Annotated in this window: 10 protein-coding genes; 8 read left to right on the top strand and 2 right to left on the bottom strand. The window is 43.8% G+C overall.

The features are described from left to right. Positions 1 to 12 precede the first annotated feature (12 nt). From fic to OCV99_RS07325, 5 genes are all read left to right on the top strand, one after another. Positions 13 to 618, top strand: a complete 606-nt coding sequence (fic, locus tag OCV99_RS07345) for a protein adenylyltransferase Fic (protein WP_158369445.1) — start codon at positions 13 to 15, stop codon at positions 616 to 618. A 176-nt stretch (positions 619 to 794) separates the two neighbouring features. Continuing rightward, positions 795 to 2,819, top strand: a complete 2,025-nt coding sequence (locus OCV99_RS07340; RefSeq protein WP_227192927.1) for a HelD family protein — start codon at positions 795 to 797, stop codon at positions 2,817 to 2,819. Positions 2,820 to 2,847: 28 nt separating this feature from the next. Next, positions 2,848 to 4,587, top strand: a complete 1,740-nt coding sequence (locus tag OCV99_RS07335; RefSeq protein WP_158369444.1) for a sensor histidine kinase — start codon at positions 2,848 to 2,850, stop codon at positions 4,585 to 4,587. Then, entirely contained in the window at positions 4,580 to 5,311 is a 732-nt protein-coding gene (locus tag OCV99_RS07330) for a response regulator transcription factor (protein ID WP_158369443.1), read from the top strand. Before OCV99_RS07335 ends, OCV99_RS07330 begins: the two co-directional genes overlap by 8 nt. Positions 5,312 to 5,462: 151 nt before the next feature. Next, positions 5,463 to 10,688, top strand: coding sequence for a LamG-like jellyroll fold domain-containing protein (locus OCV99_RS07325; RefSeq protein WP_158369442.1), 5,226 nt, complete (start codon positions 5,463 to 5,465; stop codon positions 10,686 to 10,688). An 83-nt stretch (positions 10,689 to 10,771) separates the two neighbouring features. Here OCV99_RS07325 and OCV99_RS07320 read toward each other — a convergent pair whose 3' ends face one another. Together OCV99_RS07320 and OCV99_RS07315 are read right to left on the bottom strand one after the other, a co-directional pair. Then, entirely contained in the window at positions 10,772 to 11,461 is a 690-nt protein-coding gene (locus OCV99_RS07320) for a P-II family nitrogen regulator (RefSeq protein WP_158369441.1), read from the bottom strand. A gap of 23 nt (positions 11,462 to 11,484) precedes the next feature. Beyond that, positions 11,485 to 13,017 (bottom strand): DUF1538 domain-containing protein, encoded by a 1,533-nt coding sequence (locus OCV99_RS07315; protein WP_158369440.1) that lies wholly within the window; start codon positions 13,015 to 13,017, stop codon positions 11,485 to 11,487. 143 nt (positions 13,018 to 13,160) lie between these two features. On the opposite strand from OCV99_RS07315, the gene OCV99_RS07310 reads away from it, so the two are divergent. Genes OCV99_RS07310 through OCV99_RS07300 form a run of 3 tightly spaced genes read left to right on the top strand, consistent with a single transcriptional unit; the run spans position 13,161 to position 15,796 of the window. Then, positions 13,161 to 13,640 carry a prepilin peptidase gene (locus OCV99_RS07310; RefSeq protein WP_158369439.1) on the top strand — a complete coding sequence of 160 codons (480 nt, stop codon included), beginning with the start codon at positions 13,161 to 13,163 and terminating at the stop codon, positions 13,638 to 13,640. Between the two features lie 55 nt (positions 13,641 to 13,695). Then, positions 13,696 to 14,601, top strand: a complete 906-nt coding sequence (gene nadA / locus OCV99_RS07305) for a quinolinate synthase NadA (protein ID WP_158369438.1) — start codon at positions 13,696 to 13,698, stop codon at positions 14,599 to 14,601. Between the two features lie 34 nt (positions 14,602 to 14,635). Beyond that, entirely contained in the window at positions 14,636 to 15,796 is a 1,161-nt protein-coding gene (locus tag OCV99_RS07300) for an L-aspartate oxidase (RefSeq protein ID WP_227193483.1), read from the top strand. The last annotated feature ends 14 nt before the right edge of the window (positions 15,797 to 15,810 follow it).

The raw sequence follows: 15,810 nt of genomic DNA, 5'->3' as shown, positions 1-15,810 counted from the left end.
TGGAGGTATAAGATGACACTTGAAAATAAATTAGGGATTGATAATTCGGCTGATCTTGCCCGTGAAGAAGAGCGTATTAGTAAGAAAAAAGCGATTACTCTTTTTGAAAATGGTATACTTGACAGACTTGAAGCGGGAAGGTTTTCTTCGTTAAAAGAAATTCACAGATATTTATTTGAAGATATTTATGATTTTGCCGGAAAAATCAGGACTGTTAATATAGCAAAAGGTAATTTCCGGTTTGCACCATTGATGTATTTGGAAGCGGCACTGGTTCAAATAGACAAAATGCCGCAGTCTACTTTTGATGAAATTATTGAAAAGTATGTAGAAATGAATATTGCACATCCTTTCAGAGAGGGAAACGGGCGAAGCACCCGTATCTGGCTTGATATGATTTTAAAAAAGGAGCTGGGTCAGGTGATAGACTGGAGCAAAGTAGACAAGGATGATTATCTTATGGCTATGGAGCGAAGCCCTGTGAAGGATATTGAAATAAAATATATTTTAAAAGCGGCGTTGACCGATGAGGTTGATAATCGTGGTATTTATATGAAAGGTATTGATTACAGTTATTATTACGAAGGCTATGCCACTTTCAAAACAGAAGAATTGTAAGAGAATATTTTGTGTATTGTATATTTTAGAAAAGGATTTGGCTCCGGGATTTTTCCCGGAGCTTTTTGCAGTTTTTCAGCTTTTTCCTATTGGAAAAGAATGCATGCTCTGATACTATGTTAGTAAAACCGAGGGAGAAATCCTAGCATTTGAGAAAATGAAGGAGATATAAGACAGTGAGCAGAGGCACAGATTTTTTGAAATATATTACGGAACAGATTCAAGAAGGAATTCAGGAGCTTGGCGCGCGGATTCAGGAGATACAGAAGGATATTGCCGGAATGAATGACTACTATTGGGAGAATTATACGGAGATGGATCAATATGGTTATGAAAATTATGATAACCAGCAGGCGCTACTTACACAGGTGAGTGCCAACCAGGAGAATCAAAAGCGCATGAGCCGTATGAAAAAGATGTTGGATTCGCCGTTTTTCGGAAGCGTGGAGTTCGTCTATGATGGAGAAGAAGAAGCGGAGGTTTTCTATATTGGCATTGGGAACTTTGCCAGAGAAAGAGGGCAGGTTCCGCTCATTTATGACTGGAGGGCACCGATCAGCAGTCTTTTTTATGATTATGATAAAGGAAGGGCAGCTTATGAGGCTCCGGCAGGATTACTGGAGGGAGAGATTCTGTCGAAATGGCAGTATAAAATCCGCGGCGGAAAGATGGTTTATGAATTTGAGAGTGATATGAAGATTGATGATGATATTCTAAAGCAGGAGCTTGGAGCGAATAGCGACACGCAGCTTAAGAATATCGTCCGGACCATTCAGCGGGAGCAGAATGCCATTATCCGCAACACGGAAGATAAGATTCTTGCCATACAGGGGGCGGCGGGAAGTGGGAAGACGTCGGTTGCCCTGCACCGGATTGCTTATCTTTTGTATCATGATCGGAAGAATCTGAATTCGTCTAACATATTGATTTTATCGCCGAACAGTGTATTTTCCGATTATATTTCCCACATTCTTCCCGAGCTGGGAGAGGAGAATATACAGGAGATGAGCCTGGATCTTTTTGCTTACAGGGAACTGGAAGGAATCGCAGCGGATTGTGAGGACAGATATCATCAGATTGAGAAACAGATAGCAGGAATGGACGCACAGAGTGAGAAGAGATTTCGTTGGAAACAATCAGAAGAATTTGTGCGTGCGGTGGAAGGCTTTTTGATTGAACTGGAAGACCGGCTGGTTGATTTCCGGGATGTGCGTTATAAGACGCTGGAGAAAAAGGCGGAAGAAATCCTGGATTTTTTCTATTATAAGTTTGCGGACATTCCGCTTCTGTCCAGAATGGATGCGGTGAGGGATTATTTTATCGATGAGTATGAGACGTTGTGCAAAAGAGAACTCTGTGAGGAGGAAGCCGGGGTTATAAAAGAAAAATTCCGGAAGATGTATGTAACGACGGATCTCTATGAGATATACAACTGGTTTCTTACGGAAAATGGATTGCCTGTGCTTCCTGACATTCCGCCGGAAAGGAGAATCCTTGCTTATGAGGATGTATTCCCGATTCTGTATCTGAAGTATCGTCTGTGCGCGGGAGCAGTGCGCAGGGATATCCGGCATCTGGTAATTGATGAGATGCAGGATTATTCCTATCTCCAGTATGTGATTTTGGAGCGTTTGTTCCCATGTAGTATGACGATACTAGGCGACCGGGCGCAGACCATAGATGGAAAGATGCAGGATGTATTGGCTTTCCTGCCGAAGATCTTTGGCAGGAAGGTAAGGCGGATTGAAATGAACAGAAGTTACCGCAACACGGCGGAGATTGCGGAATATGCCGGAAAGATAGCGGGTGTGGAAGGAATTGGGTATCTGCAGAGACATGGAAAGGAAGTGAAGAAATATTTTTGCAGGTCGCAGGAAGAGACTGTCTGCAGAATACTGGAAAATGTGCGTCTGGGTGCAGAAGAATACGAGACTGCCGCTGTCCTTACCATGACAGAACGGGAGGCAGGAGAATTGTATCTTGCTCTGAAGGAACGGCGGGAGGATGTCTTCTATATCGACAGGGACAGTTCTGCTTTCCGAAAAGGGATGACTGTTACGACATTTTATATGGCGAAAGGACTGGAATTTGACCAGGTATTTATAGCCGAAGGAGACGGTGAGAACCCATTGGATAGACAGTTCCGTTATATCTGTGCTACGCGGGCACTGCATGAATTATATGAAATAGGGATTATCTGACGAATCGTCAGATTGAGAAGGTAGACCAATGATGAAGAAATTACGGCAGATGATAGTAAAGACCATTCCAGATAGTTTATATCAGCAGATAAAAGTATTAAGCGCTATGCTTTTAGTGGTTCTTGCAGGCGTTTGTACCATGAGCATATATTATACAGCATCAGCAAATGTCAGTAATATAAAGATGTTGAATAATGATAAAATGGAGCAGATGCAAAGTAAAATGAAAGAATATTCGGAAAGTATTTATGGCAGGATTTCTACTTTGGCATATTCCCCGTCAGCTTATGGGTATTTTACAATGGCTGAGGAAGAGCGTTCTATTTATGTTGATGAGATTACATCTGCGTTTTTAAATACCATGACGCTGGAAGATGATATAGAGCAGATTGGCATGTATGATGAGGAAATGAATCTGATTGCAGGAAATGAAGCGTTCTGGCAACAGGTAAAGCTGCCTTCGAATTCAGAAAAGAATGAGATGGAATTTGGAACGATGTTTGTTTCGGATTACAACGGACATTCTTATTATACGATTTCTTTTCCAGTCTTTGATTTATCGAGTGAAGGATATGGAACAAGGAGGGGCATCGTCTTATTTGCAATGCGGACGGTGGGGATTGACGATATAATGGAAGATATGAAGGTTACGAATAACTCAAGGATGTACCTGCTGGATCAAAATGAGAACATTATTTCTTCTTACGGTGATGATTACAGGAAATATTTTCCAATTGATGAGCAGAAAAAAAGTTACTATTATATTAAAGAATGTAAGGTCAATAAGGAAGGCTGGAAGCTGGTCAGTGTTATTCCGCAAAAGGAGGTTATGATTGGAACATGGGATTTGTATGTGGATATAGCAATGATGTATATTTTTCTATTAGTATTGCTGATGGTAATGCGGAGTTTTTTCAAAAAAAGGATTGTTGATCCGATTGAGCAGATGGATACTTTTGTCAAAAACCTGTTGGATGAGCCGGATGCAAGAATGGAAATTAATAGAAAAGATGAAATTGGAAGGCTGGCAAAAAGCTTGAACTGGATGCTGGATGAAAAAGAAATTCTTCAGAATAATGTACAGCAGTTCCAGAAAAAGATGTATGAAATGGAACTTTCCAAAAAGAAAATACAGATATTGGCATACCGCAACCAGATTAATCCACATTTCCTGTATAATACCCTTGGCTGTATTCGGGCTATGGCATTATACTATGATAAAGAAGACATTGCTGAAATTACTATGTCGCTGTCAGAACTGTTCCGCTATGGCGTCAGAGGAGATAATGTTGTTCTGGTAGAAGAAGAGTTGAATCATGTGAAGGAATATGCCAGAATTATTGACTATCGCTTTGCAGGAAATATTCGTGTACATATTCAGACTGACAAGGCTGTGAAAAAGAAAAAGATGATAAAACTGCTTTTACAGCCTCTGGTTGAAAATGCCGTCTTTCATGGGGTAGAAAAGAACCTGAATGGCGGAGATGTGTTTGTTAATGTAGAGTTGACAGACGAAGGACTCCTTAGATTTTGTGTGGAGGATAATGGATGCGGCATGTCCGAAGAAAGAAGAGGAGCAGTTCTGGAGATGTTGGAGAAGAAAGGAGATGACGAACATGCAAAGTCTATTGGATTGCTGAATATCTATAAAAGGCTGCATTTGTTTTATGGGGAAGAAGCAAAGTTTTTACTAGAGAGCAGCTCTGGAGTTGGAACCAGGGTGACAATTATAACTCCGGGGCAGATACAGGAGGATAAGAATGTATAGAGTGTTAGTGGCGGATGATGAGTTGTGGATGACACTCAGTATAAAAAAGTTAATTGAGAAAAGCGGGCTGCCGTTTCGGGTTATTGGGGAGGTGATGAATGGAGTCGCAGCATTGGAGGCTGTGGAAAGGGAAAAGCCGGATCTGTTGATTACAGATATCCGTATGCCCGGATATGACGGTTTGGAATTACTAGAACAGATGAAAAAGAAATGCTTAGCTACAAAGGTGATTCTGCTCAGTGGATACGCAGAATTTGAATATGCAAGAAAAGCAATTCGGCTGGATGCATTCGATTATTTGTTGAAACCGGTGAAGCAGGAGCAATTGGAGAGTACCCTGCAGGAGCTTGTCCGGGTATTTGAAGGTGGCGAAGCCGTGTCGGAATTTGATTCGCAGGAAGAAGAGAATCTGCCTATGATAGAAGAAATCATAAGGAATTTGCAGCAAAACTATAGGAAAGACATTACCCTGACATCTATAGCTAAGAAATACAATATGAGCACCAGCTATTTAAGCGAACTTTTGAAGGAGCGGATTGGCATGTCTTTTTCTGAATATTTAATTTCAAAAAGAATCCAGAAAGCAAAGGAGCTGTTGGCTGATGAAAAACTTTCCATAAACGAAATAGGAGAAGCGGTTGGATATAAAGATTATTACTATTTCATGAAAGTATTTAAAAAAGTTGTCGGTATAACGCCCAGTAAATACAGAAAAAATCTGTAAAAACGAAAAAAAGACCAAAATTACGAAAAAAATTCATTTCATAAAAATAAAAACTTCTTATAATAAAAATTATAAAATAAAATTTTTTTCATTATGGGAAGTTTTTTTTATTGTGGAAAACTTTCCGTAGCAGAAGGGAAGGAGAAAAAAGATGAAGAGAAAAAGATTTTTGGCGCTTTTTCTGTCTGTGGCAATGGTTGCCGGCATAGGTTTGCCGACGGCGTCTATGCGGACCGTGCAGGCGGAAGAGACAACCAAGGTTCCCATTTTTGAGATGGATTTTGAAAACCTTGAAGAAGAGGCAGGAGACCAGTTATCTGGTACAATTACTGCTAACTCAGGCGAGACGGTAACGGTATACGACAATGTTTCGCTTGTGGAAGGCCATAACGGCGGTAAGGCAGTGGACCTTAGTTTTAATAAGGGCTATCTTACTGTGCCTAATACGGACAAGCTGAATCCAGAAAGTCTAACGGTATCTGTGTGGCTGAGAAGAGTAGAAAGCGCGAACCAGGAGGCTCGTGTTATGTGGGCAAAGCCGAATAACAGCTGGAACGGGAATGGCTGGTTTATCGGCTGGACAACAGGGGAAAGTATGGCATTGGTAACGGACGGAAGGAATATGGCTGTTCAAAAGGCAAGTGCGGATACGCTGCTTCCTTTAAATGAGTGGACCAATATTACCGGTGTGTTCGACGGAGAGACCGGAGATATGATTTTGTATCAGGATGGCGTATCGTTTGCATCTGCCCAGGTAGCCGGCGCATCCATTACGAAATCAACACTTACAGATATTTTAATTGGAAAGTCCGGTTATGGCGCTGTAGGTATCGGATGTTATGCAGATGATTTTAAGATTTATGATAAAGCGCTTACTGCAAGAGAAGTTGCCCTTCTTGCGGGGCTTACGGAACAGGAGCTTTTGGATGCAGACGTAGATGCATTAACGACAGTGACCAGAGCAACTTCGGATTTCGTCTTATCTTTAGAAGGTGCGAATGGTTCTGTGATTACGTGGGAATCGGACAACGAGGCAATAAAGCTTGACGGAGACGGCAATGCTGTTGTCACAAGAAGCAATAAAGATGTGAAGGTGACCTTGACGGCTGAACTGACGTTGGGCGAGAGTAAAGCAACAAAGACCTTTGAAGTTACGGTTGTAAAAGAAAATCAGCCGATAGAGGGCGTGCAGAAGTTAAGCTCTGATGAGATTGTCAGCGTAGGAGGAACGATTGGAAAGCGTCTTTCTGATGCGGTGGATAATTATGCTATGAATTATCTGTATGGGCAGAGAATGACGGCATATCTCAATGAGTATAAGAATCACAGTCATTCCGGATGGAGCTGGCTGGAAGGCGAGCAGCCGGGGAAATGGCTGGAAAGCATGTCAAACTATAAATGGATGAATGATTCGGAAATTGATGCGGCAATTAAAGATGTAGTCACAAGGCTGGCAGAGACACAGACGGTAGAAGATAAGAGCAAGAGCGGATACAATCAGTTCGGCGGTTATCTTGGCAACGCTACGACAGACATCCGTAACAATACCCCGGTCAAAGGTATGGATCCTTATGAGATGTATTCTACATTAAATGGTCTGATTAATGTTTATGACAAATATAAGGAAGACGATACAGAGCTTGCTGCGCAGGCCATTGACTGTGCAATTAAGCTTGCGGATTACCTTGTAGCAACCATCGGGGACGAAAATACGAAGGTCTGCTATCAGGATGGCACGCAGTCCGGTATGAATAAAAAGGAATTCTGGCCCCTTGTTAATTCAAATGGCACTACCATTGCAGGGCATGACGTACACCAGAGCTGGGAAGGTGCTTTGATTATCGATCCGATGATGCTGCTTTCTAAGACAGTAAAGGAAATAGAAGGGCAGGAAGAAAAATCAACCGTATACTCAGACTGGGTGGACTGGGTGATTGGAAATATTGATAAATGGGCTTCTTCCTGGAACGGTTATGGCGATACGCCATATGGAGACCTGGATAAGGTGGCAAGCGGTGAGATGGGAATTGATGAGATTCAGCATTATGTGCATGCTCATACGTTCCAGATGACCTTCCTTGGTTTCCTGAAGAAATATCAGGAAACAGGAGATGAAACTTACTTGAATAAAGTAACTGGCGCATGGGAAGATATTGTTTCCAGACAGGTATATATTACCGGAACCACATCTGTCGGCGAGCACTATGAAGCAGGGCATAATCTTCCAAATACAGGAAGTGTTGGAGAGACATGTGCGACCAATTCCTGGACGCTTTTGAATAATAATCTGTTTGAACTGACGGGAGACGCAAGATATCAGCAGGTAGTGGAAGATGTTATTTACAATCATATGTTTGCAACGTCTACAATTGACGGTGACGGCTATAGTTATCACAGACCGTTGAATGGTTCTACGGAACGATTCTATACGGGTCCGGATTGCTGTTCTTCTTCAGGTATGAGAATGCAGTCCTATGTACCGTATTATATTTATACCAAATCAGCTTCTGGCGTATATGTAAATCAATTCATTGAAAGTGAAGCTCAGATTACGCTGGAAAATGGAAAAATGATGAACATAAAGCAGACAACGGACTATCCATCTTCCGATGATATTAAGTTGGAAATTCTGGATGGAACGACGGAGGATACGCTTTATGTCCGTGTTCCGGACTGGGTAGAAGAACCTACAGTGAAAGTAAATGGAACAGACGTGGCAGACGTGGCAGCCGATGGATACGTAGAGCTTAGCGTAGCAGCCGGCGATACGGTTGAAATTACCTATCCATCTGAACCTGTATGGGTAGAGGGAGACTACTCAAATGAAGGCTCATGGGCAATTAAAGACGGTCCTATGGTTTACTGTGTAGATGCTGCCTTTATGACGGTGGAAGAATCACAGGCAGCATTTGGCGCTGACATAGCTCCTGTTGCAGCAACGGCTGTTGTGGATGCAGAAGACGGGAAAGCAGTAAAGACTGAACGAGAGATCGCTCTTGAAGGAGACCGCTATTTCGGAAGTAAATATATAATTAAAATGATGACGCCGAACGGAGAACAGGAAGTGGCGATTGTTCCATATGCGAATATAGGTCAGTGGTATCGCTACGGAGAGGCGGCACCGGGAATTTATGGCACGAATTACAGTTCTGCTACACGTTATTCTTATATGATCTGGATGCCGTCCGGTATTACAGATTACCCGGAAGCGCCGGAAGAGAGCAGTGGGCCGGTAGTACATTATGATTTTGATTCTGTTGACGGAACAACCATAAAGGATATTTCCGGAAATGGAAAAGATGCAGAAGCGGTAGGAGCTGTTTCTTATGATACAGGTAAGCTGGGCAAGGGTGTCAGCCTGAATGGTACAGATGCCTATGTGAAGCTTCCGGAGGATGTGATTTATGGATTATATAATCTGTCCATTTCTGCATGGATCAACCCAGAAGAAGTAGTAAACTGGGCGAGAGTATTCGACTTTGGTAATGGAGAGGAATCTCCGCCGTATCCGAACCTGTTCCTGACGGTACACAGCAGTGATGGAAAGACCCGGCTCGCTTATGAGGACGGAGGAAATTCCCATGTGAACACGGACGCATTTGCTATAAATACATGGACGCATATTACGGTTACAATCGAGGGAACAAAAGCAGCATTGTATGTAAATGGCGCAAAGGTGGCAGAGAACACTTCTTTCCATATGATGCCATTCCAAATTGGAAATATGACAAGCAATTTCCTTGGTAAATCCAATTATAAGGCAGATTCTCTCTTTAAGGGAGATATGGACGATTTCCGTATTTATAACAGAGCTTTGGGAAGCGATGAGATTATGATGCTTGCAAGTGGTGAGGAACCGGTGAGAACGATTCAAACGGTAGAGCAGCCGCAGGCGGTAGAAACCATGGTGGGAACAGCGCCCATCCTTCCGGAGAAAGCGAATGTTACTTATACAAATGGAACCCAGGGCAGAGAACCGATTACCTGGGAAGAGATTACGCCTTCACAGTATGCGAAAGCAGGTACGTTTAAGGTGAAAGGTACGGTTGGTACGGCTGAGATCGAGATTACGGTGGTTGTGAAGGATGATACGAAACCGGATCCGGTTGTGATAGAATCCATTACGGTAACAGCACCGACGAAGACGGAGTACACAGTAGGTGACGAGCTTGACCTTGACGGAATGAAAGTGACTGCAAAATACAGCGATGGTACAACAAAAAATATTGCAGTAACGGACTGCGAAGTAAGCGGCTATGATACGACTAAGACCGGAGAGCAAACAGTAACAGTAACATACGAAGGAAAGACAGCAACCTTCAAGGTAACAGTGAAGGAAGAAGCGAAACCTGTTACTCTGGAATCCATTACGGTAACAGCACCGACGAAGACGGAGTACACAGTAGGTGACGAGCTTGACCTTGACGGAATGAAAGTGACTGCAAAATACAGCGATGGTACAACAAAAGATATTGCAGTAACGGACTGCGAAGTAAGCGGCTATGATACGACTAAGACCGGTGAGCAGACAGTAACGGTAACATATGAAGGAAAGGCAGACACCTTCAAGGTAACTGTTAAAGAAGCGGAAAAACCGAATGAAACAGACAAGACAGCTTTGGAAGCAGCGGTTAAGGCGGCAGTAGCGGATACAGAGAAAGTTAAGTATACGGAAGAAAGCTGGGCAGCTTACGAAGAAGCTTTGAATCAGGCAAAAGAAGTATTGGCAGACACGGATGCAACGCAGAAAGAAATTGATGATGCGGCTGCAGCGCTTGACAAAGCGGCAGAGGCTCTGGAAAGCAAGGGACTGCCATATGTAGACGTAGTGAAAGATGACTGGTTCTACAATGCAGCATACTACAACTACTTTGCAGGAACCATGACGGGTACAGATCCTACGCATTTCTCACCATACGCAACGCTGGTACGTGCACAGTTTGCAACGATTCTTTACCGGCTTAACGGTGAACCGAAAGTAGAATATGAGACAAGATTCCCGGATGTACCGGATGGACAGTTTTATTCAAAGGCAGTCATCTGGGCGGCTGAAGCGGAGGTTGTTACGGGTTATACAGATTCCGGATACTTTGGAACGAATGATCCGATTACCCGTGAGCAGATGGTAACGATGATGTACCGTTACGCGGACCATATGGGATATGAATTTGAAGAACCGGCAGATATCAGTAAATATACGGATGCTGATAAAGTAACGGAATTTGCAGAGGCGGCGATGAAGTGGGCAGTAGGAAATGGAATCATTGAAGGAAAAGAAAATGAAGACGGCTCCTGGCGTCTTGACCCGCAGGGGAATACAAGCCGTGCAGAATGTGCAATTATTATCCAGAGATTCATGAAAACATTTGTGGAATAAAACAAGTTGAAAAACCGATGCACATATGATACAATGAAAGGGCGGGTGACATAAGCCATCTGCCCTTTCATTATTGCTGAGAGTTAATCTGTTTCGTCTGTTTCCGGCATGCGGAGACCTGCCACGCTGGTTACGGGCAGGGAGAATAAGACGGCTCCGGCCGGGGTGCCCGGTCCGGCTTGTTTCATGATTGCTTTCATAATTTCGTTTTTCCGGTCAGAGCGGACAACAATGAAAATCATCTCTTTTTCTTCTGCCAGGGAGATTCCAAGGAATTTTCTGGCATGTTCCGCTCCGGTACCCTTTGCGTGGATGACGGTTCCGCCCGGGGCATGGGCGCTTCTTGCTGCATCCATAATGGTATCGATATATCCGGCATTTGCAATGGTTATAAGAAGTTCAAAATCAGTGTTCTTCAACGTGCTCTCCTCCTCTATCACGACTTCCTGGCCGACGGTAAGGTATTGCAGAACTTTTCTGCCGCCGATACTGCTGAAAGGAATTAAAAAAGCGATTCCTCTGCCGGGAATATCAATCTGCATTTTATTGTACAGAGCTTTTTTCAGAGACTTCCATGTGCTCCCGGTGATAAAGGCAAAGTACAGAGCTTTTTCAGCGGCTTCCAGCCCGAGATAGTCCAGGACTTCGCTGTTTGCGGTTCCGGCTCCCAGGACAGTCAGTGTCACATGTATATGATTTTCTTTAAAGAAAGCGAGAAACCTTTCACGCATTCCGCGGTTGGTAATTAGTCCCATCATGTAAATTTTATCCATAGAAATATCCTTTCTGAGCCACGCTATAATTCAATAATATCATCCTCTTCCCAGATATCAAGATAGGATGCGGATTCTGTTTCAGAAACTTTTGCGTGTTTCATCCGGTATTGGTAAATGAAGCCGAGAATCTGGATGGCAATCAAAGGCGTCATAGCTACCATAGCAATAATTCCAAATGCATCCTGAACGATGTTTCCACCCACGGACTGGCAGGCTCCCATAGCAAATGGAAGGAGAAAGGCTGCCGTCATGGGACCGGATGCTACTCCGCCGGAGTCAAAGGCGATTGCAGTAAATATTTTCGGGACAAAAAAGGATAGCATGAGTGCAACCGCGTACCCCGGTACGATAAACCAAAGAATAGAAATCCCGGTTAAAACGCGTGTCATGGCAAGCCCTACTGAGACGGCGACTCCCAGCGACAGGCTAAGGCTCATGGCACGCCCCGGAATTGCACCGGACGTGATTTCTTCTACCTGTTCCATCAGTACATAGACGGCCGGCTCGGCTTTTACGATGAAGAAACCAATTACCATACCGAGAGGAATCAGGAGGAATCGGTAAGGAAGACCGGCTATCGTCTGCCCGAGATGGTTTCCTGCCGGCATAAATCCTACATTTACACCGGTAAGGAAGAGAACCAGGCCGATGTAAGTGTATGCGATTCCAATTATGATTTTGAGTAGTTTTTTCTTCTTTAATTTTAATGAAATCATCTGGAATGCAGCAAAAAACAGGACAATCGGCAGCAGGGAATTTGCAATTTCCCGCATATATTCCGGGAACCCTTCTGCAAAGCACTTCCATAGTTCCACAGAGTTTGAAATTTCCGGCAAGGCTGTGGGAGTGTAGCCGGTGTCTTCCGGATGGTACAAAAGTCCCAGAATCATTACTGCCAGAATTGGCCCGATGGAACACAAAGCCACAAGGCCGAAACTGTCATCTTCCGCATGTCTGTCGCTTCGGACGGCAGCAAAACCTACGCCGAGAGCCATGATGAAGGGGACAGTCATTGGTCCGGTGGTAACGCCGCCGGAGTCAAATGCCACGGCAAGGAAATCTTCCGGGATCAAGAATGCCAATAGGAATATGACAATGTAAAACAGAAACAAAAGCGGAGGAAGCGCCTTTGCAAAAAGCATTCTCAGCATTGCGATTACCAGAAAAAAACCGACGCCGCATGCCACCGCCAGGATTAAGATATGGTTTGGTATGGAGGGTACCTGTTCGGCAAGTACCTGAAGGTCAGGTTCCGAGATGGTAATGACGAAGCCCAGAAGGAAGCATAGAAAAAGCACGAAACCAAGGTTTCCGGCAGACGCCATTTTGGTCCCCATTTTTTCGCCCATGGGTGTCATAGAAAGCTCAGCACCAAGAGTGAAGAACATCATTCCGATTATCAGGAGTACGGCGCCGAACAAAAACAGCAGCAGTATGCTGGAAGGGACAGGGGCGATAGTAAAGCTAAGAAACAGTACAATTCCAATAATAGGAAGGACTGCGTTGAAAGCTTCCTTCAATTTTTCGGTAAATTTGGTTTGGTAAAAATCCATGCAGTAAACAATCCTTTCTTCTTACTGAGTACTTTAACATAGCAAAGAAGGTGGAAACAATCCGGTTTTGAAAACGAATATCAATTTTAGCAAATTCTTAACATGAGAATATTTATGCAGGAAAGGGGAAAAGAAGACTTCTGATGGGTATGTTTTTTACGATTTGTATCTTTTTAATATTGTTTCTGATAGCGTGGATTGATGGAAAAACAAAAAGGATTCCGGACAGATTGCTTGCGGTGCTGCTTGCAGCAGAGATCTGTGCCGTTCCGTTTTTCCCGGAAATTGAAATGGCAGAACGAGGAATGGGAATTCTGTGTGTAAGTGTGCCGCTTCTTATGCTTAATCTGATCCGGCCGGGAGCCTTTGGCGGCGGGGATATCAAACTGTCGGCTGTAAGCGGAATGTTTCTGGGATGGCGCAGGATGGCAGATGCCTTTTTGCTTGCGCTGTTCATGGCGGGAGGTTATGCGTTCCGGCTGCTGGCAGGAAAGAAAAAAGGACGCCGCGATTGTTTCGCCTTCGGACCATTTCTTTGTATGGGAATTATGACAGCATTTTTCATGATATTTATGGGAAAATCGCCAGGATATTTGTATAAACATGTGTCTTGTCACATGTAAACCTTGATGGTATAATAGGAACAATGTAGTTGCTTGGCAAAGAAAGGATACGAAGATGAGTATTATTGAGAATATCAACAAATTGAAAAAAGAGAAGAATGCAGTTATTCTTGCACACTACTATGTGAGACCGGAAGTCCAGGATATTGCAGATTATATAGGGGATTCCTTCTATCTGAGCAAGGTCGCGGCAGGACTTACAGAGCAGACGATTGTATTCTGCGGCGTGTCATTTATGGGAGAGAGCGCTAAGATGTTAAGTCCCGGTAAGACGGTTCTGATGCCGGATCTGACAGCCGATTGTCCGATGGCGCATATGGCGGATGCAGAGACGATCCGGAAGATGCGGGATACGCATGAAGATCTTGCGGTAGTTTGCTACATCAATTCTACGGCAGAGCTTAAACAGCATTCCGATGTGTGTGTAACTTCTGCCAATGCGGTGAAGATTGTGAAAGCGCTTCCGAATAAGAATATTTTCTTTATTCCCGACCGCAATCTTGCACATTACATAGCAGCACTGGTGCCGGAAAAGCATTTTATATATAATGAAGGATTCTGTCCGACACACGAGAGGATGCAGGCAGAAGAGGTGCTTCGGGTGAAGGAAGAACATCCACAGGCGCTCGTGCTGTCACATCCGGAATGCCGGGAGGAAATCCTGAAAATGTCAGATTATATCGGAAGTACGTCAGGCATTATTAACTATGCGGCGCAGAGTGAGGAAAAAGAATTCATTATTTGCACAGAAGAAGGGGTTTCCTACAAACTGCAGCAGGATAATCCGGATAAAAAGTTCTATTTTCCGGAAACCGTGCCGGTCTGTCCGAATATGAAAAAGAATACGCTGGAAAAAATCCTGCATGTATTGGAGACGGGAGAAAATGAGGTACATGTTTCTGATAAGCTGCGTGTAAATTCAGTAAAACCGTTGGAAAGAATGCTGGAGTTGGCGAAATAGTCTGCCGGAAGGCTTGAGCCGGGGAGGGTGAAAAATGGATATTTACGCAGATGTTGCAATCGTGGGAACAGGCGTGGCGGGCTTATTTGCCGCGTTAAATCTGCCTTCTGATAAAAAGATTGTGATGATAACAAAAGCTGATGTGGAGAGCAGCGATTCTTTCCTTGCACAGGGAGGAATCTGTGTGCTGAGGGATGAGAAAGACTATGACAGCTATTTTGAAGATACGATGAAAGCGGGACATTATGAGAACCGGAAAGAATCCGTGGATATTATGATTAGAAGTTCCCGTGAGATTATCAATGACCTGGTGGGATATGGTGTAGAATTTGAGAAGGAAAACGGAGAATTTGCCTATACTAAAGAAGGGGCGCATTCAAAGCCGCGGATTTTATTCCATGAAGATGTTACCGGGAAGGAAATTACAAGTAAACTTCTTTTGCAGGTGAAGAAGCTTGAGAATGTGACGATTTATGAATATACGGTTATGACGGATATTATAGAAGAAAATGGTCGCTGCGTCGGTATTTTCGCGGAAAATGAAGAAGGAAAGATGAGGATTTATGCTCCTGATACGATTCTTGCAAGCGGCGGAATCGGAGGAAAGTATAAGCATTCTACGAATTTCCCGCATTTGACAGGGGATGCGCTGGATATCTCCAGAAAACATGGAATTCGGCTGGAACATCTGGATTATGTCCAGATTCATCCGACGACGTTGTATTCTACGAAGCCGGGAAGAAGATTCCTGATATCGGAGTCGGTGAGAGGGGAAGGCGCGGTTCTTTATAATAAGAACAAAGAGAGGTTTGTCAATGAGCTGCTTCCCAGGGATGTGGTGACGGAGGCAATTTACAAAGAGATGGAAAAAGACGGGACAGACTATGTGTGGCTGTCTATGGAACATGTTCCGAAAGAAACAATATTAAAGCATTTTCCCAATATTTATCAGCATTGTCTGGAGGAAGGGTACGATGTTTTGAAAGAATGTATTCCGGTTGTACCGGCACAGCATTATTTTATGGGAGGAATCTGGGTGGATTCCGATAGCCGGACTTCCATGGAGCATTTGTATGCGGCGGGGGAGACGAGCTGTAACGGCGTGCATGGCGCTAACCGGCTGGCCAGCAATTCCCTGCTGGAAAGTCTTGTGTTTGCGAAAAGAGCAGCAAAGAAGATTGGACAGGAACAGTAGAAAGAGAAGAAAAG

The sequence above is a fragment of the Dorea acetigenes genome, assembly GCF_025567385.1.
Classification (GTDB): domain Bacteria; phylum Bacillota; class Clostridia; order Lachnospirales; family Lachnospiraceae; genus Claveliimonas; species Claveliimonas acetigenes.
Note: the sequence above shows the minus strand (reverse complement) of the source record. Positions and strands in the feature narration are given on the sequence as shown.